Origin of the sequence: Pseudomonas sp. PvP025 (assembly GCF_017832155.1) — a bacterium.
GTDB lineage: Bacteria > Pseudomonadota > Gammaproteobacteria > Pseudomonadales > Pseudomonadaceae > Aquipseudomonas.
This window is the reverse complement of sequence record NZ_JAFIBJ010000001.1, coordinates 1,096,027-1,118,094: the sequence shown is the minus strand read 5'-3', so window position 1 is coordinate 1,118,094 and position 22,068 is coordinate 1,096,027. Positions and strand designations below refer to the sequence as shown.

Below are 22,068 nucleotides of genomic sequence, written 5' to 3'. Positions count from 1 at the left end.
ACGGCGCGCCGTTCTCTCCAAGCATTTGAAATGGATCGCACAACCATGAACAACATCGAAGACATCTACTCCCTGTCGCCGACCCAGCACGGTTTGCTGTTTCACAGCGTGGTCGAGCCCGATTCACGGGTGTACTACCAGCAACTGAGCCTGGACATGCATGGCCCGCTGCAACTGCCGGCGTTTCGCGCCGCCTGGCAGGCCCTGATGCAACGCCACGCGGTATTGCGCAGCGCGTTTCTGTGGGAAGACCTCGACGATGCCTACCAAGTGGTGCAGTCCGAGCTGAACCTGCCGTTGAGCGAACTCGACTGGCAGGGCCGCAGCGACAGCCACACCGCCCTGCCGCAACTGGCCCTTGAACAACGCGCCGAACCGCTGGAGCTGAACGACGCGCCGCTGATGCGCCTGGCCCTGGTACGCCTCGAACCGCAGCGCTGGCACCTGATCTGGACCTTCCATCACATCATCATGGACGGCTGGAGCGTGGGCATCGCGATCCAGGAATGGCTGGCGCTCTACTACGAACACGCCCACGGCCGCCCGGCCAATCTGCCGCCGACCCGCGCCTACCGCGACTACATCGCCTGGCTGGCCGAGCAGGACATGGCCGCCACCGAAAGCTTCTGGCGCGGGCAGTTGCAGGATGTCAGCGAACCGACCCCGCTGCCCGACTTCGGCCTGCGTCTGGCCCCGCCTGCCGACGCGCCGTGCGCCGAACGCGAACACCGCCTGAGCATCGAGGAAACCGAGCAACTGGCGCAGTTCGCCCGCCGCCATCACCTCACCCTCAACACCTTGATCCAGGGCGCCTGGGCGCTGCTGCTGGGCCAGCACGCCGGGCGCGATGACGTGATCTACGGCGTCACTGTGGCCGGTCGCCCGGAAAACCTGACCGCCATCGACAGCACCGTCGGCCTGTTCATCAACACCCTGCCCCTGCGCGTGCAATGGTCCGAAGGCCCGGCGCTGGTGGACTGGCTGCAACAGTTGCAGCAAGCCAACAGCGACCTGCGCCACCACGCCTATCTGCCGCTGGGCAAGCTCAAGTCGATGAGCCGCATCGCCGCCGAGCAGGCGCTGTTCGACTCGATCCTGGTGTTCGAGAACTTCCCGGTCACCGACGCGCTCAACCAGGACGCCGGTGGCCTGAGCTTCGCCGATCCGAACCGCGAGCACGCAAGCGATGGCCTGACCCTGACCCAGGGGCGCAACCATTTCCCGTTGTCGCTGATCGTGGTGCCGGGCGAGCAACTGCATTACCTGTTCAGCTACAACCGCAGCCGTTTCAGCGACGAGGAAATCGCCCTGCTGTCGGCGCAATTGCGCACGGTGCTGCTGGCCATGGCCGCGCAGCCGCAGTGCCGGGTTGCGGATCTCGACTGGCTGGGTACGCAGGAGCGCGAGCAACTGCAAGCCCTCGGCCGTGGTGCGGCGCTTGCGGTGCCCGACCTGTGCCTGCATCAGCGCGTTGAACAGCAGGCCGCCGCCGCACCGCAGCAACCGGCGCTGCGCGACCGCGACAGTGTGCTGAGCTACGGCGAACTCGATCAGCGCGCCAATCGCCTTAGCCAGCATCTGTGCGCCCAGGGCATCGGCCGTCACAGCCTGGTGGCGCTGGCGCTGGAGCGCAGCGCCGATTTTGTGATCGCCCTGCTCGCCACCCTCAAGGCCGGCGCCGCCTACCTGCCGCTGGACCTCAAACAACCCGCCGGACGCCTGGCCGACGTGCTGCAGGACAGCCGCGCCGCGCTGTTGATCGGCGCCACGGCAACGCCCCTGCTGACCCGCCTGGGTGAGCACACGCCGCTGCTGTGCCTGGACGCACAGGCCGAAGCGATTGCCGCCCAGCCCGCCAGCGCGCCAGTGGTTTCCCACCGCCTGGATGACGCGGCCTACGTGATCTACACCTCCGGTTCCACCGGCACGCCCAAGGGCGTGGTGGTCGAACACCGCGCCATCGTCGACTACCTGAGCGCGGTGCACAGCGTGCTGCAGCCGCCCGCCGCCGCGCGTTATGGCCTGCTGTCGAGCATTGCCGCCGACCTCGGCCACACCCAGCTGTTCGGCGCGCTGTGCAGCGGCGCCAGCCTGTTGCTGGTGGATGACGAGAGCGCTTTCAGCCCGCTGGCCCTGGCGCAGCTGTTCAGCGAATTCCCGGTGGACGTGCTGAAAATCACCCCCAGCCACCTCAGCGGGCTGTTGCAGGCACTGCCGGATGCGCGGTTGCTGCCCACGGCCCTGCTGGTGTTTGGCGGCGACGCCCTGAGCCCGACGCTGCTGGCCCAGGTCAACGCGCTGGCGCCCGGCCTGCGGGTGTTCAACCACTATGGGCCGAGCGAGGCGACGGTGGGGGCGATTGCCACCGAACTCACGGCGGGCCAGCCACGCATTGCCCTCGGCCGGCCGCTGCCGAACCGCCAACTGCGCGTAGTCGACGCCCAGGGGCGCGACGTGGCCACCGGCATCAGCGGCGAACTGCTGATCAGCGGCGCCCTCGCCCGTGGTTACCTGCACCGCGACGACCTGACCGCCGAACGCTTCCACCTGGATGCCCGTCAACAGCGCTGGTACCGCACGGGCGACCGCGTGCGCTGGCTGATTGACGGACAACTGGCGTTCCTCGGCCGCGTCGACAGTCAGGTGAAGATTCGCGGCAATCGCCTGGAATTGGGCGAAGTCGAGGCGCAGATTCGCCGCCTGTCGCCGCTGATCGAACAGGTGGTGGTGCGCGCGCTCGAGCTGGAAGGCAGCCTGCGTCTGGTCGCCTATCTGGTGGCCAGCCAGTCACTGTCGGCGCTCAAGCTGCGCAACGACCTGAGCAGCCGCGTGCCGGACTACATGGTGCCGGCGCACTTCATCACCCTCGATGAACTGCCCCTGACCCGCAACGGCAAGGTCGATGTGCAACGCCTGCCACTGCCCCACGCCACCCGCGACGACAACGCCGATTATGTGGCGCCGCGCAACGACGTCGAACGCCTGCTGGCGGCGATCTGGCAGGACGTGCTCAAGCGCGAACAGGTTGGGGTCAACGACAACTTCTTCGCCATCGGCGGCGATTCGATTCTGAACCTGCAGATCATCGCGCGAGCCAACCAGCAAGGCCTCAAGCTCACCCCACGGCAACTGTTCGAGAACCGCACCGTCGCCGACATCGCCCGTGTGCTCGGCGCCGATGCCAGCCACACCGTGGCGCAGCAGCAAGCCGACGGCTATGCGCTCCCCCTCGGCGCCGGCCAGCGCGCGCGTCTGGAACAAGGCCCGCTGACGGCCACCTGGCGCTGCGTGGCCCTGGCGCAGCCGCTGGACCGTGCCTTGCTCGGCCAGGCCCTGGGCGCCTTGCAGCAGCATCATCAGGCCCTGCGCCTGGGGTTCGACGCGGGCTGGCAGCAGCGCGTATTGGCAGCGCCCAAGGCGGCCGCGATCAGCAGCGGCGAATACCTGCCGCACTCATTACAGGCCCTGGCCCAGGCCGCAGTCGACGAACTGGACCTGCACGCCGGGCAAAGCCTGCACGCCAGCCTGCTGGGCGACGCGCACCTGCTGCTGGCCGCGCATCCGCTGTGCGTGGACGACGCCTCGTGGCCGTTGTTGCTCACCGACCTCAATCTGGCGCTGAGCCAGTTGCGCCTGCAACGGCCGGTGCGGCTGTCCTATCACGGCGGCAACTTCACCCCCTGGGCGCGCCATCAGCAAGACCACGCCCACAGCGATGCCCTCGATGACGCCTGGGAACACTGGCTGCAATTTGCCGGGATGGACACGCTGCAACTGCCCGCCAGCCAGCAACCGAGCCAGGTGATCGAACACAGCCTGAGCAGCCAGACCTCCGGCGCCTTGAAACGCCTGGCCGAGGTGCTGCACCTGGACTGGAACAGCCTGCTGGCCACCGCCGTGGCCGAACAGTGCGGCAACGGCCTGCTGGCGCTGGAGCTGTACGCTGCGCGTCCGGCCATTGAGCGCCTGCCGGTGCAGTCGCCCATCGCCCTCGCCGATCTTGAGCCGCAACGCATCATCGGTGCGCTGGACCTGCCGGTGCCGGTGTTCCTGCACACCGACGCCGTCACCGCGCTGCAACGCCTGCACGCCGTGGCCGCGCAACTGCGTGCCTACCCGCAACACGGCGCCGACTATGGCGTGCTGCGCTACCTGTCGGACAACACCTACCTGCAGGAACCGCTGCGCGATCTGCCCACGGCGGATATCGCGATTCACTGGCGCGGCGACCTCGACAGCCACCGCGAAGCCCACGGCGCGCTGGCGCAGGTCACCGCCGCCGACCTGCCGCCGACCACGGCCCATGCCCTGCGCGTCGAAGCCCACTGGCAGGACGGCCAACTGCACCTGCGCTGCGAAGGCCGCTTGGCCGCCGACTGGACCGCGCCACTCGCCGAGCGCCTGGCAAGCCTTGCTGCACTTGCGGCCGCGCCTGAGCTGCGTCCCCACAGCGACGCCTTCCCGCTGTGCCACCGGCAAGCCGCAACCCTCGCCGCCGAGCCGCTGGACTGGTCGAACCTCGAAGACGTCTACCCGTTGTCGTCGATGCAACAGGGCATGCTGCTGCACACCCTGCTGCAGCCCCACAGCGGCATCTACCTGATGCAGCAGCGCTACAGCTGGGACGGCGTGCTGCAACGCGCGGCCATGGAAACGGCCTGGCAGGTCTTCCTCGACCGCCACCCGATGATGCGCACCGCGTTCCGGTGGCAGGACGACCACGAGCCGTTGCAGTGCGTGTACCGCCACACCGCGCCGGCGTTCGACTGGCAGGACCTGCGGCACCTGGATGATGCGCAGCAACGCCTGGCCATGGACCAGGCGCTGGAGGCCCAGCGCGTGCAGGGTTTCGACATGGCCGTGGCGCCGTTGACGCACCTGCGCGTGTTCCAGCTCGATGAGCGCCGATTCGCCGTGGTGCGCAGCTTCCACCATATCCTCACCGATGCCTGGTGCTTCGGCCTGTTGATGGAGGACCTGCTGGCGATCTATCAGGCGGTTGTGCATCAGGAACCGCTGGCGCGCCCGCGCTTTCGCTCGTTCCGCGGCTACATGAGCTGGCTGGAACGCCAGGACATGGCCGCCGCGCATGCATTCTGGCAAGCGGACCTGGCCGGTTTCAGCGAGCCCACGCCGTTGCACCTGGACAGCGCCCTGGCCCGCGCGGAACAAGCACCGGAAGCGGTCGGCGACCTCGACCAGACCCTGAGCATCAGCCAGACCCAACGGTTGCAGCAGCTGTGCCAGCACTACCAGTTGACGCCCAACACCTGGATCCAGGGCGCCTGGGCCTTGCTGTTGTCGCGCTACAGCGGCAATCGCGACGTGCTGTTCGGCGTCACCGTGGCCGGTCGCCCCACCGAGCTTGCCGGCGTCGAGGAAATGGTCGGGCTGTTCATCAACAGCCTGCCGCTGCGCCTCGACGTCGACCCCGAAGCGCCGGTCGCCGGCTGGCTGCAGGCGCTGCTGTCGCACAATGCGCGGCTGCGTGAACACGAAAGTGCCTCGCTGGTGGACATCCAGCGCAGCAGCGGCGTGCCGCGCGGGCAGCAGCTGTTCGACAGCCTGGTGGTGTTCGAAAACGCGCCGCTGGACATCAGCAGCGTGCAGCTGGACGCCTTCAGCATCGACATCTATGAAGACCGCGTGCACACCAACTTCCCGATGACCGTGGTGCTGTACCCCGGCGACCGCCTGGGCATTCGCCTGTCCTATGACAGCCAGCGGTTCAGCGCCGACAGCGTGCAGCGCATGCTCGGGCACCTGGTGCAGTTGTTGTCGAGCATGCTCGAGGCCCCCGAGGCAACGCTGGGCAGCCTGCACATGCTGGCGCCCGCCGAGCGTCAGCAACTGCAGGTGGAGTGGAACCGCAGCGCGGTCGACTTCCCGCTGACCGAGGGTTACGCCGCCTTGTTCGCCGAGCAGGTGTGCCGCCGGCCGCAGCAGATCGCCGCCGTGCACGGGCAGGAGTCCCTGACCTACGCCGAACTGGACCGCCGCGCCAACGCCGTCGCCCATGCCCTGCACAGCGCCGGTGCCGGCCCGGAAACCCTGGTCGCGCTGTTTGCCGAGCGCGGCCTGAGCTTGCTGACCCTGATGCTCGGCACGCTCAAGGCCGGTGCCGCGTTCCAGGCGCTGGACATCCAGCAGCCGGCCGCGCGCCTGGCCGAGCTGCTGAACCTGGGCGAAGCGCCGCTGTTGCTGGTGTGCGACAGCGCCAGCGGCGTGCTGGAGGGCGTGCTGCCGCAGTTGCTCAAGCAGCCGACCTGCCTGGTTGCGCAAACGCTGTGGCAAGGCGAGGCCCGGCCCGCGGTGACTTACGCGCACAACCCCGACCAGTTGGCCTATGTGATTTTCACCTCGGGTTCCACCGGTACGCCCAAAGGCGTGATGGTGGAACAGCGCGGCATGCTCAATAACATCTTCGGCAAGGTGCCGGCCCTGGGCCTGGGCGAACACGACCGCATCGCCCAGACCGCCTCCGCCGCGTTCGATATTTGCGTGTGGCAGTTCCTCGCCGCGCCGCTGGTGGGCGCCACCGTGCATATCCTGCCGGACGCCCAGGCCCATGACCCGCAGGCCTTGCTCGATGCGGTGCAAGCGCAGCAGCTGACCCTGCTGGAAACCGTGCCCGCGCTGATTCGCGGCCTGTTGCAGGAAGCCCGCGACGAGCACCGCCTGCCCAGCTTGCGCTGGCTGCTGCCGACCGGCGAGGCACTGCCGCCGGCGTTGGCCCGGGACTGGTTTGCGCGCTTCCCGACGATCCCGTTGATGAACGCCTACGGCCCTGCCGAGTGTTCGGATGACGTGGCGTTTTACCCGATCACCCAGGCACCGGACGCCGACTGCCTGCACATGCCGATTGGCCGACCGACCGCGAACAACCAGGTGTTTGTGCTCGACAGCGCGCTGCGCAGCGTGCCCATCGGCGTGCCGGGCGAACTGTGCATCGGTGGCGTCGGCGTCGGCCGTGGCTACCTGCGCGACCCGCAACGCACCCGCGAAGCCTTCGTTGACCATCCGTTCGAGCCGGGCGCGCGCCTCTACCGCAGCGGCGATATCGGCCGCCTGCGCGCCGATGGCGTGCTCGAATACCTGGGCCGGCGCGATCAGCAGGTGAAGATTCGTGGCCATCGCATCGAACTGGGCGAGATCGAAAACCGCCTGATGCAGCACCCGGCCGTGCAGAGCGCAGCAGTGCTGGCCCTGCCGGATGCCCGTGGTGCGCTGCAACTGGTGGCGTTCCATGTGCTCGACAGCGCCGTTGATGGCGATGCGCAGTCGGTCCTGAGCGCTCATTTGGCCACGCAACTGGCCAACTACATGGTGCCGGCGCGCTGGGTGGAACTGGCGCAGCTTCCGCTGAATGCCAACGGCAAGGTCGACCGTCGGGCTCTCGCCGCGCTGGATCTGCCACAGGCCGCAGCCGCCGATGGCGTGTCGATTGCCCCGCGCACGCCGACCGAAAAAGTGCTGGCCGAGCTGTGGCAGGCCATTCTCGGCGTGCCCAGTGTCAGCGTGCACGATGACTTCTTTGCCATTGGCGGCCACTCGCTGCTGGCCACGCAGATGCTCTCGCGCATTCGCCGCCGCTTGAACGTCAGCCTGCCGCTGCGCGTGCTGTTCGAAGGCGGCACCCTTGAGCACCTGGCGCAGGTGGTGGATCAACAGGCCCAGGTGGCCGACGAGGACGAGATCGTGCCGGTGCCGCGCGACCGGCCGCTGGCGCTGTCCTACGCCCAGCAACGGCTGTGGTTCCTCGACCGTTTCGAGGGGCCGAACGCGGCCTACAACATGTCCAGCGTGGTGCGCCTGCGTGGCGCACTGGATATCGCCGCCTTGCAACAGGCGTTGCAGCGGGTGCTGGAACGGCATGAATCGCTGCGCACCCGCTTTGACTTGCACGGCGACCAGCCGTGCCAGGTGATCCATCCGGCGCCGACGCTCGACCTCACGCCGTTCACGGTGCAGCCGCAAGCCCTGCAGGCAATGATCGATCAACACTCGGCGCAGCCGTTTGATCTGCAGCAGGCGCCGATGCTGCGCGCGCATTTGCTGCACCTGGGCGCGGATGACCATGTGCTGCAACTGGTGCTGCACCATATCGCCACGGACGCCTGGTCCATGGGCATCCTGATGCAGGAATTGATCACCGGTTACCAGGCCTACGCCAGCGGCACCACGCCGGTGTTTACCGCGTTGCCGATCCAGTACGCCGATTACGCCCAGTGGCAGCGCAGTGAAGCGCAACAGCGCCAATTGGCGCGTGCCATCGACTATTGGCGGCGCCAGCTCGACGGCGCGCCGATGCTGATCCCGTTGCCGCTGGATGCGCCGCGTCCGGCCCAGCCGGATTATCAAGGCGCGCTGTTGACCCAGCATTTCACCCCGGCCCAGACCCAGGTGCTCAAGGCGTATGCCCAGGCCCACAAGGCGACGCTGTTTATGCTGTTGCTCAATGCCTTCAACAGCCTGTTGCAGCGGGCCACGGGCGCCAATGACTTTATCGTCGGCACGGACCTGGCCAACCGCGAGCAGGCGGCGCTGGAAAACCTGATCGGCTTCTTCGTCAACGTGCTGCCGATCCGCGCACGGCTGGATGCCGGCGATACCTTCGACAGCCGCCTGCAACGCCTGCGCGAGGATTGCCTGGCCGCGTTCCAGCACCAGCAGGTGCCGTTCGACAAGCTGGTGGAGGCGCTGCAACCGCCGCGCACTCCGGGCGTCAACCCGCTGGTGCAGGTGCTGTTCGTGATGCAGAACACCCCGCAGGGAACGGCCAGCCTGGCGGACCTGGCGGTGGAACACCTGGCGCCGCAGCAGCAGACCAGCAAGTTCGACCTGGCCGTGTTTGTCGAGGAAGACGACAGCGGCCTGCAGGTGCGCTGGGTGTATCGCACCAGCGTGTTGCAGGCGCACACCGTTGAACGCCTGGAGCAAGGCTTTGCGCAACTGCTCGACAGCCTGACGTTGCAGGACTGGACGTGGCGCCTGCACGCGGACGCCCCGGCGGCCATCGATGAGACCCAAGCGCGCAGCGAGCGCAAGCAGTCGAAGATGAGCAAACTGAAGAACACCCGCGCCACCGCCGTCAGCCCGCTGGCCCACGAACAGGTGCGCACCCGCACCCTGGGCGAGGCGCAACCGCTGCCGCTGGTGATCGAACCGTTGCTGGCAGACCTTGACCCGGTGCACTGGGCGGTGCAGGCGCGCGAGTGGATCAATGCGCAGTTGCGCACCCACGGCGGCCTGCTGTTTCGCGGGTTCAACCTGCCGAATGCCGCCGCTTTCGAGCAGTTCGCCCAGGCCATCGAGCCGGACCTGTACGGCACCTACGGCGACCTGCCGAAGAATAAATCCGGCAAGAATATCTACCACTCCACACCGTACCCGGAACAGCACATGATCCTGTTCCACAACGAGAGCTCGCACATGGCGCAATGGCCGCGCAAGCAGTGGTTCTTCTGCGAGATCCCGGCGCCACGGGGCGGTTGCACGCCGATCGTCGACTGCCGCCAGGTGCTGGCGCAGTTGCCGCCGGACATCGTCGAGCGCTTCAAGGCCCTGGGCCTTTTGTATGTGCGGCACTTCACCGACAAGCTGGACGTGCGCTGGCAGGACTTCTTCAAGACCGAGCAGCGCGAAGAGGTCGAGCGTCAGTGCCGCCAAGCGGGCATGCAGTGGGAGTGGCTGGGTGCGGACAACCTGAAGATCGCCCAGCAATGCCCGGCGATTGTGGCGCACCCGGACACCGGCGAAGCGTCGTTTTTCAACCAGGTGCAGTTGCACCACAGCGCGTGCCTGGAGCCGGAGGTACGCAGCAACCTGATCAACCTGTTCGGCGCCGGCAACCTGCCGCGCAACGTGTATTACGGCGATGGCAGCGTGATCGAAGACGCGGTAATGGACGTGATCGGCGCCGCGTACGAGGCCTGTGCGGTGCGCTTTGCCTGGCACAAGGGCGACATGGTGATGCTCGACAATATGCTGGTGGCCCATGCCCGCGACCCGTTTGAAGGCGAGCGCAAAATCTGCGTGGCCATGGGGCAGATGATGAACCGCGAACAACTGGGGGAACAGCCATGAGCAACCACGAGGCAGCGTTCGCCCTGTCGCCACAGCAACGCAGCCAATGGCTGGCGAATGCGCCGCCGGCCCGCCTGGTGCTGGAGGTGCGTGGCGCCACCGCGCTGGCACAATTGCGTGAACGGCTGGCGGCGCTGGCGCAGGTGCATGACGCATTGCGCCTGCACACTCGGCCCGAGCCGGGGATGCAGGTGCCGTTGCAACGCGTCGCCGTCGCAAGCGTGGTCAGCATCGACGTGCAGGCGCTGGACGCCGAGGCGCAACGGGTGACCTTGCAACTGCCCGCGCTGGCGGCCGACCGTGGCACGCTGCTGCGCCTGGCGCAGGCGCTGGGTTCGGCGCAGGCACAGGATTTGGCGCAGCCGCTGCTGGCTGACGCCGAGGCGATGACCTACACCCAATACAGCGCCTGGATTCACGACCTGCAGGCGGATGACGACGCGGCGCAGGGACGCCAGTACTGGGCCGATCTGGCCCTGGGCCAACAGGCCGGCACCGAGCTGCTGTACCGCGAAGTGCGCAGCGACAAGGCCGACACGCCGCTGACCACCTGCGTGATGCTCGACCCCGCGTTGAGCGCTGCGTTGCACGCCCAGGCCGCCCCCGCCGAACACCTGCTGATGGCCGCCTGGGGCGTGCTGTTGCAGCGGTTGAGCGCCACTGACAGCCCGGCTCTCACCCTTAACTGGGTGCATGACTGCCGTGACGACTACGAAGAACTGGCCGACTGCTGGGGATTGTTCGCCAAGGCCCTGCCGCTGCCGTGGCAGCCGGCGCTGGAGCGTCCGTTCGGCGAGGCCCTGGCGGCGCTGCAAAGACGTTGTGAGGACGTTGGCGAATGGCAGGAATACTCGCCGGCCGACATCTCGGCACCTTATGGTTTCCAGTGGAGCCCGGCGCTGGATGCGCCCGCCAGCCCGTTCAAGGTGCTGGAAGTGTGTGCAATCCCGGCCGGCATGGAGCTGCTGCTGATCGCCGAAGATCAGCGCCTGACGCTCTGCCATCAGGCCAACCGTTACAGCACCCGGGCCGCTGCAACCCTGCTGGAACAACTGCAATCGCTGCTGCTGGACGCCCTCGCCCACCCCGCCACCCCGCTGGGCGAACTATCGCTGGCGGCGCCGGGCTTTGCGGCGACACTCGCGGCACGCCAGCAGCGCGTCACGCCGCCATTCGCCAGCGTGCCGGCGCGCTTCAACGCCTGCGCCGCAGGCTTTGCCGAACACCTGGCCCTGCGCGATCCGCACCAGCACCTGAGCTACGCCGAGCTGCACGCGCGCAGCAACCAGTTGGCGCATTACCTGCGCGGCCAGGGCATCGGCCGTGAGGACCGCGTGGCGCTGTACCTGGACCGTTCGGCGCCGATGGTGCTGGCGATGCTCGCCGTGCTCAAGAGCGGCGCGGCCTTTGTGCCGCTGGACGTGCACCAGCCCGCGCAACGCTCCCTGGCGATCCTGCAACAGGCGCAGCCGCGCTTTGTGCTGACCGGGGCCGCCGGCAGCGCGCCGCTGCTGGCGTCGATGGGCAGCCTCGACCTGCGCGACACCGCCGTGTGGCAACAGGCGCCCATGACCGACCTGGGCGACGACGTGCTGCCCACGGATGCGGCCTATGTGCTGTTCACCTCGGGCAGCACCGGCGTGCCCAAGGGCGTGATCGTCGAGCACGCGCAACTGGCCAGTTATGTCTCCAGCGTGGCCGCGCGCCTGCAGCTGCAAGCCGGCGAACGCAGCGCCGTGGTCACCTCCCTGGCCGCCGACCTGGGTTACACCCTGCTGTTTCCCGCCTTGCTCAGCGGCGGCGAACTGCACCTGCTGGACAAGACCACCGCGATGGACGCCCAGGCCTGGGCCGCCTGGCAGGCGCAGTACCCGGTCGACCATCTGAAAATCGTGCCGTCGCTGCTCGATGCCTGGCTGATGCACGCACAAAGCGCCGCCGTGCTGCCGCGCAGGCAACTGATCCTCGGCGGCGAGAGCTGTTCGCGGCGCCTGCTGCAGTCGATCCGCCAGTTCGCGCCGACGCTGACGCTGTTCAACCACTACGGGCCGACGGAAGCCACCGTCGGCGTGGCCATGCACAGGCTGGACCCGGCCTGTGACTACCGCCGCCTGCCGCTGGATGATCGGCTCGACGGCATGCGTTTGTATCTGCTGGATGAACAGCAGCAACTCGCGGCGCCGGGGCAGCACGCCGAACTGTATATCGCCGGGCCGCACCTGGCGCGCGGCTATCTCGACGCGCCCCACACCGCCGAGCGCTTTATCGAACGCGACGGCGAGCGGCTGTACCGCACCGGCGACCGTGCGCGCTATCGCCACGACGCCAGCCTGGAAATCACCGGCCGTAGCGACCGCCAGGTCAAAGTGCGCGGGTTTCGCATCGAGCTTGACGAGATCCAGGCGCAGCTTGCCGGCCTGCCGGGCGTGGCCCAGGCGGCGGTGGAGTGCCTGCCCAAGGGTGAACTGGGCCCGCAACTGTTTGCCTTCGTGACCCTGGCGCCGGGGCACTCGGTGAGCGTGGCGCAATTGCATGGCCAGGCCCAGGACCGCCTGCCGGACTACATGCTGCCGAGCCTGCGCATCGTCGAGGCGTTGCCGCTGATGGGCAACGGCAAGCTCGACCGCAAGACCCTGCAGCAATGGGCCGATCAGGTGCAGGGCGGCGTCGGCGGTGCATTGCCGCGCACGCCGCTGGAGGCGCTGCTGGCCGAGACCTGGGCGCAGGTGCTGGGCCTGGAGCGGGTGGGCATCGAAGATGATTTCTTTGCCCTGGGCGGGCATTCGTTGGCGGCGGTGAGCCTGGCCAGCCGCCTGCAAACGGTGCTGGCGGCGCCGGTTACGGTGAACGCGGTGTTCAATGCACCGAGCGTGGCAGCGTTTGCCGCGCTGGTGCAGGCCGAGTTCAAGCTGTCGCCACTGGTGCGCCTGTCGGCACCGGGCGCGGGGGCGAATCTGTTCTGTTTTCACCCGTCCACCGGGCATGTGCAGGATTACCGCGCGCTGCTGCCCCATCTGCCGCACTGGCAACTGTGGGGGTTGCAAAAACTGGGTGACGACGACACGGTGGACGGCGGCGATATCGAAGGGCTCGCGGCGCGCTACATCGAGCACATGCGTGCTCAGCAGCCGCACGGGCCCTATCACTTGCTGGGCTTTTCCCTCGGCGGGCTGCTGGCGATCACCGCTGCAGCGCAGCTGGAGCGGTGCGGCGAACAGGTGGCGTTTCTCGGCATCCTCGACTCGCAGTACGCGCGCAGCGCCGATGAAGACAGCATCGAGACCCTGCTGGCCGACGCCACGCAGGCGCTCACGGCAAACAGCCAGGCGCTACTGCGCGGCTTACCGGCGCAGGCGCTGGCCGAGTTGACCGCGCAACTGGCTGCCCTGCCCACCGCGCAGCGCCTGCCCGCCCTCGCGCAATGGGCGCAGCAGCAAGGTCTCCAGCTCGACGGCGACAGCTGGGAACACCTGCACACGCGGCTTGGCCATCAGCAACAGACCCGCCAGTTGCTCGCCAGCTTCCAGCCGCCACGGCTGCACTGCCCGGTGCAGGTGTGGTGGGCGGACGCCACGCTGGGCGCGGCGGATTTTGCCGACCCGCAGTGGCAACAGTTGAGCAGCGGCGCGTACACCCGTGAAGTGGTGCAGGCGCAGCACTTGAACATCCTTGCGCAACCCTCGGTGCATCAACAGCTGGCGGCCGGCCTTGCGGCCCTGGCGACAGACGGAGCAGTTTGAATGGATTTGCTGATACTCATGGCCAAGCGCTCGTGGCGCGCCCTGCTGGTGGCAACGCTGACCGGGCTGGCCTGCGGCCTCGCGGCGGCCGGGTTGATCGCGATGATCAACCACAGCCTCACGGTGTTCGACCAGTTGCGCCCGATGGATGGCCTGTACTTCGGCGCGCTGGTGCTGCTGGTGGCGGTGTCACGGATCATTTCCGACATCAGCCTGCTGCGCCTGGGCCAGGCGACGGTCAACGATATGCGCCTGCACCTGAGCGCCAAACTGATCGACACGCCCTACGCGCAATTGCAGCGCCTGGGCAAACACCGGCTGCTGGCGGTGCTGACCGACGACACGCAAACCATCAGCCAGGCGGTGGAGTTGGTGCCGGTGCTGCTGGTCAACGGCGGGATCATCCTCGCCTGCCTCGGTTACCTGGGCTGGTTGAGCCTGCCGTTGCTGGGCCTCACGGTGTTGCTGATCGTGCTCGGCAGCCTGAGTTTCAACTGGCCGCAGCGCAAGGCGCTGACCTCGATCTCCCGCGCGCGCGAACTCAAGGACCAGTTGTTCGAGCACTATCGCCTGCTCACCGATGGCAGCAAGGAGCTGCAGCTGAACCATCCGCGTCGCCAGCACTTTTTCAGCCGTCTGCTGCTGCCGACCAGCCAGCAGTACCGGCGCGACTTCGTGCGTGGGATGAGCATTTACGCAGTGGTGCTCAACTGGGGCAACGCGGTGTTCTACCTGCTGATCGGCGTGGTGCTGTTCGTGGCGCCGCGCTTTATCGACCTGAGCGTGAGCCTGGTGACGGGCTATATCCTCGCGATTCTGTACATGATCACGCCGCTCTCGGAACTGATGCACGCGGTGCCGACCCTGGGCCGCGCCAGCGTTGCGCTGAACAAGATCCGCGCGCTCGAGGGCCAGATGCACAGCGTCGAGGAAAGCCTGGAAACCTTCGCGCCAACGCGCGTGCGCAGCCTGGTGTGCCGTGACGTCACCCACACCTACTACCGCGAGCGCGAGGACGGGCATTTCACCCTGGGGCCGATCAGCGTCACCTTGAAGGCCGGCGAAGTGGTGTTCATCGCCGGCGGCAATGGCAGCGGCAAGACCACCCTGGCGCTGCTGTTGACCGGCCTGTATCGCCCGGAGAGCGGTGAGGTGATGCTGGACGAGCAAGTGTCTTCAAGCGCTGACAACCACCATTTCCGCCAGCACTTCTCGGCGATTTTCACCGACTTCTGCCTGTTCGAAAACCTGTTCGACGGAGACAACCCGAAGCTGGTGCAGCAGGCGCAGGATTACCTGGTGCACCTGCAACTGGATCACAAAGTGCAGATCGAACAGGGCCGCCTGACCACGCTGGCGCTGTCCACCGGGCAACGCAAACGCCTGGCGTTGCTCAGTGCCTATCTGGATGACCGACCGTGCTACCTGTTCGATGAGTGGGCGGCGGATCAGGACCCGGTGTTCAAGCACTTTTTCTACACGCGGATCCTGGCCGACCTGCGTGGACGGGGCAAGCTGGTGATCGTGATTTCCCATGACGACGCGTATTTCGGCCTCGCCGACCACCTGCTGCGCATCGAACACGGGCGCCTGAGTGAGGCGCCGCTGGCAGCCGGCGTGGCGCTGGAAGCTCAGTCATAGAGCGAGTGCAGGTAACTGACCTGCTCGGCCAGTGGCAAACGGTGCAGTTTGGGGCAGGATTCGCACAGCACCAGCGGCTCGCCTTCCACCAGCGGGTGCAGTTGATAGTGCAGGCAGCAATGCCGACGCAGCGGCAGCTGCGGGCAAATCTCGGGGGCGGGCGACGGCACCTGGCGTTGCAGGCCGCGCAATTTCAGGCGGCCGTGGTTGACGCTGACCGGTTCCAGCCAGCGGTGCGCTTCGGCAAAGCCTGGGCGGGACAGGTCCGGGTCGAGCCGGGCGAAGGCGCCGTCCCAGATCGCGACAAAATTGCCCCACAGGATCTTCGGCGCCAGGCCCCCGGCCAGCGCCAGGGTGGCGAACAGGGGTGCGAGGTGCTCGTGCACCCAGCGCGAAAAGTAGTCGGCCCGCTCGGCGGCGGCAAGGGCTGGCAAGCGCCTGGCAAAGTGCAACGCCAGCGGCTGACCGGCGTCCAGGCGCAACACGCTGTCGTCGCTCCAGAAGTCGATGGCCTGCTCGCGGGTGAGCACGCAGGCCAGGGTGGCCGGCACCACGATGCTCATGTAGTTCATCGACCACTGCGACACCACCGCCGCGTTGTTGACGCCGGGGTAACGCAGGGCGAACTCGGCCAGCACCGGCTGCAGCAGCGCCGGCTCGGAGACGCGGCTCAGCGCGAGAAAAGGCTGGTCATTCGCGTCAAGCTGGATGACCCGCTGAATCGGCGGCCACGCCTGCTTGAGCCATTCTGGAAATTCGATACCGATGCTCCTGTGGCTTTCCCTTATGAATGCAAGCGATTAGCATTGGCGGATCCTATCCTCCCTCCCCTGCAAACTCAACGTCGCCAACGACCGGACATCTTCAGCCCCCATGCATACACTTCGCAATTTCTGGCGCCTGGCACGACCGTTCTGGACCTCGGAACAGAAATACCCGGCCCTGCGGTTGCTGCTGGGCACGGTGCTGATGAACCTGTGCCTGGTGGGCGTCAATATCCTCAACAACTTCTGGAACCTGCATTTTTATAACGCGCTGCAGGCCAAGGACTACCCGGGTTTCATGCTCGGTACGGGGCAGTTCATCCTGCTGCAGGTGGCCCTCGCCGTGTTCACCGTGGGGGCGTTTCACTTCCAGCAGAAGCTGACCATCGTCTGGCGGCGCTGGGCCACGCGCAACACGCTCGACCAGTGGCTGGGCAGCCAGCGCTACCAGAAGCTGAAAATGAGCGAAACCGAGGTCGACAACCCCGACCAGCGCATCGCCGAAGACATCGACCTGTTCATCATCAAGTCGCTCAAGCTCAGCCTGGGGCTGCTGACGGCCGTGGTGTCACTGTTTTCGTTCCTCAATATCCTCTGGCAGGCCTCCGACCTGATCCGCATTCCCCTGGGCGATAGCGGCCTGGTGATTCCCGGCCTGTTGGTGTGGGTGGCGCTGGTGTATGCGCTGGCGGGCACCGGCTTCGCTTTCTGGCTCGGTCGCGCCCTGCCTCACCTGAACTTCATGCAGCAGCGGCGCGAGGCCGATTTTCGATTTTCGTTGATGCGCCTGCGGGAGAACGCCGACTCGGTGGCCCAATACCGTGGCGAAGCGGTGGAAAACCAGCGCTTCAATCTGCGCCTGGAAGCCGCCCTGAAGAATTTCTGGGTGCTGGTGAAAAAGCAGAAGCTGATCATGGGCTACTCGACGTTCTACCTGCGCAGCGCCACGGTGATTCCGATGTTGATCATGGCGCCGCAGTTCTTTGCCGGGGTCTTTACCCTTGGCCGTCTGACGCAGATCAGCGCCGCCTTTGGCGAAGTGCATGCGGCCGTGGCTTACCTGGTGGGCGTGTTCCCGGAGCTGGCCGAATGGAAGTCGGTGATCGACCGGCTGCACGGGTTCCAGAAGCGTCTGGATAACGTCAAGGTCGATTCCGCCGTCGTGCTGACGCAACAGCGCGACGGCTTGCAGGTGCGCAACCTGGACATCTGGCTGCCGGACGGCCGCCGTCTGTTCAGCGGCTTCAACCTTGCGCTCAAGCCCGGCGACAGCTTGCTGATCCGCGCGCCGTCCGGTTATGGCAAGTCCACCCTGATTCGCGCCCTCACCGGGCTCTGGCACCATGCCTCGGGGTCGGTCGCCTATGACCGTGAGGGCGCCCTCACCCTCTCGCAAAAGAACTACCTGCCCCTGGGCAGCCTGCGCGAAACCCTCTGGTACCCCAACCCCGCACCGGCCGAGCAGGACGCGGTGGTACAGCGGTTCCTCGACCAGCTCGACCTGGCGCACCTGGGCACGCAACTGGCCGAGGAGCGCGACTGGGCGCAGACCCTGAGCATCGGCGAGCAACAGCGCTGCGCCTTTGTGCGTGCGCTGCTGGCGCGGCCGGCGGTGCTGTTTCTCGACGAGAGCAGCGCGGCGATGGACGCGGCCAACGAAGCGCGTTGCTACCAGTTGCTCAAGGCAACGCTGCCGCAGACGATCTTCATCAGCGTTGGCCACAATGCCGCGCTGGAGCGGTTTCATGGGCAGGTGCTGGAGCTGCGCGACGAGGTGGAATGGGTGCGCCGCGCGGTGAGGCAGCCGGTCTAGGCGCCCTCACTGGCACACGCTGATCAGCCCATCCAGCCCACGGCGGTCTTCGGAATCACCTCCGACTCGTCCAGTTTCGAGGCAAACATGCTCACCGCCTGCACCGCGTCGCTGGTGCTGGTGCGGATCTGCAGGATCACCGAACCGGCCTGGTCGGCCAGGCTGACGCCACGTTGCGCGCCTTCCTGAGTGGAATTCATGCTGGAGACCGCATCGCGGGTTTCCGAAAGGATCATGCCGATCATTTCGGCAATCTCGGCGGTGGAGCGGCTGGTGCGCCCGGCCAGTTGCCGGACCTCATCGGCCACCACTGCGAACCCACGGCCCTGGTCCCCCGCCCGCGCGGCCTCGATGGCGGCGTTGAGCGCCAGCAGGTTGGTCTGGTCGGCGATCCCGCGAATGGTGTTGACGATGGCGGTGATCTGCTCGGAACGCTCGCCCAACTGCCCCACCAGCTTGGCGGAAGCGCCGATGTTTTCGGCGATGCGGCGCATTTCCGTGGCGGTGTCGTGAATCACCTGGGTGCCGTGCTCGGCGAAGCGCTCGGTTTCGGACGAGATGTGATAGGCCCGGGAGGCGCCGCGTGAATCTTCCTCGAACTTCTCCACCCGCTCGGTGATGTCGCTGGCGAACTTGACGATCTTGATCAGTTTGCCGTCGCTGTCGAACACCGGGTTGTAGCTGGCCTCCAGCCACACCACGCGGCCATGCTTGCCCAGGCGCTTGAATTGGCCGGTGAAGAACTCGCCGTTGTTCAACCGGCGCCAGAAGTCGGTGTATTCGTTGCTGTTGATCAGCGCCGGCTCGCAGAACAGGCGGTGATGCTTGCCCTTGAGTTCTGCCAGTGAATAGCCCATCACGTTGAGAAAGTTGGGGTTGGCGTCCAGTACTTGGCCGCCGAGGTCGAACTCGATCACGGCCATCGCGCGGTCCAGCGCCACCAGTTTGCTGCGGGTGGCGGCCTCCTGCTCAACGTTGGCGGTGACGTCCAGGGCGTACTTGACCACCTTGAGCACCTGGCCACGCTCATCCAGCACCGGGTTGTAGCTGGCCTCCAGCCAGATCACCTTGCCGTTTGCGTCCACCCGTTTGAAGGTGCCCGACACAAACTTGCCGGCCCTGAGGTCCTGCCAGAACGTGGCGTAGGCCGGGCTGCCCGTGAGCGCCGGCAGGCAAAAATCGCGGTGGGTCTTGCTGGCCAACTGCGCGGCGCTGTAGCCCAGGGTCCGCAGAAAGTTTTCGTTGGCGCGCAGCACCTTGCCGTTGAGATCGAATTCGACCACGGCCATGGAGCGCTCGAGCGCAGCAATCAGTCCTTTGTACTCGGTGACTTCGGCCGTCCTGGCCGCCAGTTCTGTCTTGAGTGATTTGTTGAACATGACGTGCCCTCAGCGCGCGGATAAACAGTTGTATCAATGCCGCTATCGGCCGCGAAATACGCGACTTTAAGCGGCTGGCCTGTTTATTTATTGACGTCAAAATAAGCGCCCGGAACGGCTGCCCGGGTTTGCCCCGGCGGGGCTTTTCAGGGACCATGGCGCCTCTGTTTTTTTGCCAACAAGAGGCGCCCATGGCCAATCACGACCTGTCCTTCACCCCTGATCCCGACGCCGACTCGATTTCCTCGGACGTTATCGGCTTCAACGGCATCCTGGTGTCCACCCAGATCCCGACCCGCGTCGACGGCAGCCTGGAACTGGGCGACATCACCCTGCAAAGCGAATGCACCCTGCAAGCGCTGAAAGTGGCGCTGGAGAAGGCCGGCAGTTCGATGGACCGGGTGATGCACCTGACCATCTACCTCACCGACATGGCCGACCGCGCCGCTTTCAACGCGGTGTACACGCGCTTTTTCGCCAAGCCATGGCCGGTGCGTGCGGCAGTCGGCGTGGCTGAACTGGCCGTCAAAGGCATGCGCGTGGAAGTCACCGCCATGGCCGCCATGGCCTGACAGCCCTGCGGTAGATGCCGGTCAGGCATTTCACGGCTACAATGCGCGCCTCAACCGTGACAAGCCTGACTAAAAAAACTATGTCCTTGCCCAAGCATCACCTTGAATTGCTCAGCCCGGCCCGCGATGTCGCCATCGCGCGCGAGGCCATCCTGCATGGCGCCGACGCCATCTACATCGGCGGGCCAAGCTTCGGCGCCCGCCATAACGCCTGTAACGAGGTGAGCGATATCGCTCAATTGGTGGAATTCGCCCATCGTTACCACGCGCGCGTCTTCACCACGATCAACACCATCCTGCATGACAACGAACTGGAGCCCGCGCGCACGCTGATCCATCAGCTCTACGACGCCGGCGTCGACGCGTTGATCGTGCAGGACCTGGGCGTGATGGAGCTGGATATCCCGCCCATCGAGCTGCACGCCAGCACCCAGACCGATATCCGCACCCTGGCCCGCGCCAAATTTCTCGATCAGGCCGGTTTCTCGCAGCTGGTGCTGGCCCGCGAGCTGAACCTGCAGGAAATCCGCGCGATTGCCGACGAGACCGATGCGGCCGTCGAGTTTTTCATCCACGGCGCCCTGTGCGTGGCGTTCTCCGGGCAGTGCAATATCTCCCACGCGCAGAACGGCCGCAGCGCCAACCGTGGCGATTGCTCCCAGGCCTGCCGCCTGCCGTACACCTTGAAGGATGATCAGGGCCGCGTCGTGGCCTTTGAAAAGCACCTGCTGTCGATGAAGGACAACAACCAGAGCGCCAACATCCGCGCCCTGGTCGAAGCCGGCGTGCGCTCGTTCAAGATCGAAGGCCGCTACAAGGACATGGGCTATGTGAAGAACATCACTGCCTATTACCGCCAGCGTCTGGACGATGTGCTCGAAGACCGCACCGATCTGGCGCGCGCGTCCAGCGGGCGTACCGTGCATTTCTTCCTGCCCGATCCGGAAAAGACCTTTCACCGGGGCAGCACCGATTACTTTGTCAGCGACCGCAAGATCGACATCGGCGCCTTCGACACCCCGACCTTCACCGGCCTGCCGGTGGGCACCGTGGAAAAGGCCGGCAAGCGCGACTTGCAGGTGGTGACCCATGAACCGCTGTCCAACGGCGACGGGCTCAATGTGCTGGTCAAGCGTGAAGTGGTGGGCTTTCGCGCCAACATCGCCGAGCCCAAGGGCGAGTTCGAGGAAGACGGGCAGAAGCGCTACCGCTACCGCGTCGAGCCGAACGAGATGCCCGCCGGCCTGCATCAGCTGCGCCCGCACCATCCGCTGAACCGCAACCTGGACCACAACTGGCAACAGGCCCTGCTCAAGACCTCGGCCGAACGCCGTATCGGCCTGGCCTGGGTCGCCCGTCTGCGCGAAGAACAGCTTGAAGTCACTGCCACCAGCGAAGAAGGCATCCGCGCCAGCATCACCCTGCCCGGCCCGTTTGGCGTGGCCAACAAGCCGGAACAGGCGCTGGACACCCTGCGTGACCTGCTCGGCCAGCTCGGTACCACCGAGTACCACGCCACCGATATCGCGCTGGATGCACCGCAGGCGTTCTTCATCCCCAACTCGCAACTCAAGGCCTTACGCCGTGAAGTGATCGAAGCCCTCACCGCTGCCCGTGTTGCCGCGCACCCTCGTGGCGGGCGCAAGGCCGAGACCACACCGCCGCCGGTGTACCCGGAAGCGCATCTGTCGTTCCTGGCCAACGTCTACAACCAGAAGGCCCGCGACTTCTACCACCGTCACGGCGTGAAGCTGATCGACGCCGCCTTCGAAGCCCACGAAGAAACCGGCGAAGTGCCGGTGATGATCACCAAGCACTGCCTGCGTTTCTCGTTCAACCTGTGCCCCAAACAGGCCAAGGGCGTGACGGGTGTGAAAACCAAAGTGGCGCCGATGCAGTTGATACACGGTGATGAAGTGCTGACGTTGAAGTTCGACTGCAAGCCCTGCGAAATGCACGTCGTGGGCAAGATCAAGGGGCATATCCTGGGGTTGCCGCAACCGGGCAGCGTGGTGGAGCATTTCAATCCGGAAAACATCATCTTCCAAGGCACGCACTAACACCTCTGTAGGA

At 66.2% G+C, this 22,068-nt stretch carries 8 protein-coding genes; 6 read left to right on the top strand and 2 right to left on the bottom strand.

Annotated elements, in window-relative coordinates:
- Window positions 1-45: 45 nt before the first annotated feature.
- Genes JOE32_RS04455 through JOE32_RS04445 form a run of 3 tightly spaced genes read left to right on the top strand, consistent with a single transcriptional unit; the run spans window position 46 to window position 15,467 of the window.
- The gene (locus JOE32_RS04455) at window positions 46-10,086 is read left to right on the top strand and encodes a non-ribosomal peptide synthetase (RefSeq protein ID WP_209981810.1); all 10,041 of its coding nucleotides are present in this window, start codon (window positions 46-48) and stop codon (window positions 10,084-10,086) included.
- On the top strand, window positions 10,083-13,826 hold the full coding sequence (locus JOE32_RS04450) for a non-ribosomal peptide synthetase (protein ID WP_209981807.1): 3,744 nt from the start codon (window positions 10,083-10,085) through the stop codon (window positions 13,824-13,826). Before JOE32_RS04455 ends, JOE32_RS04450 begins: the two co-directional genes overlap by 4 nt.
- Window positions 13,827-15,467: a cyclic peptide export ABC transporter gene (locus JOE32_RS04445; protein WP_209981805.1), complete on the top strand. Its 1,641-nt coding sequence runs from the start codon at window positions 13,827-13,829 to the stop codon at window positions 15,465-15,467.
- Here JOE32_RS04445 and fhuF read toward each other — a convergent pair.
- Window positions 15,458-16,114 carry a siderophore-iron reductase FhuF gene (gene fhuF / locus JOE32_RS04440; protein ID WP_245229189.1) on the bottom strand — a complete coding sequence of 219 codons (657 nt, stop codon included), beginning with the start codon at window positions 16,112-16,114 and terminating at the stop codon, window positions 15,458-15,460. The genes JOE32_RS04445 and fhuF overlap by 10 nt on opposite strands.
- Before the next feature lie 226 nt (window positions 16,115-16,340).
- Here fhuF and JOE32_RS04435 point away from each other — a divergent pair, with 226 nt between their 5' ends.
- Window positions 16,341-18,044, top strand: a complete 1,704-nt coding sequence (locus JOE32_RS04435) for an ABC transporter ATP-binding protein/permease (protein WP_209981803.1) — start codon at window positions 16,341-16,343, stop codon at window positions 18,042-18,044.
- Between the two features lie 23 nt (window positions 18,045-18,067).
- On the opposite strand, the gene JOE32_RS04430 is transcribed toward JOE32_RS04435, so the two are convergent.
- Entirely contained in the window at window positions 18,068-19,423 is a 1,356-nt protein-coding gene (locus tag JOE32_RS04430; protein ID WP_209981801.1) for a PAS domain-containing methyl-accepting chemotaxis protein, read from the bottom strand.
- A 191-nt stretch (window positions 19,424-19,614) separates the two neighbouring features.
- On the opposite strand from JOE32_RS04430, the gene JOE32_RS04425 reads away from it, so the two are divergent.
- Both JOE32_RS04425 and JOE32_RS04420 read left to right on the top strand, forming a co-directional pair.
- The gene (locus JOE32_RS04425) at window positions 19,615-19,995 is read left to right on the top strand and encodes a RidA family protein (RefSeq protein WP_209981799.1); all 381 of its coding nucleotides are present in this window, start codon (window positions 19,615-19,617) and stop codon (window positions 19,993-19,995) included.
- Between the two features lie 80 nt (window positions 19,996-20,075).
- Window positions 20,076-22,055 carry a U32 family peptidase gene (locus JOE32_RS04420; RefSeq protein ID WP_209981797.1) on the top strand — a complete coding sequence of 660 codons (1,980 nt, stop codon included), beginning with the start codon at window positions 20,076-20,078 and terminating at the stop codon, window positions 22,053-22,055.
- Window positions 22,056-22,068 lie beyond the last annotated feature (13 nt).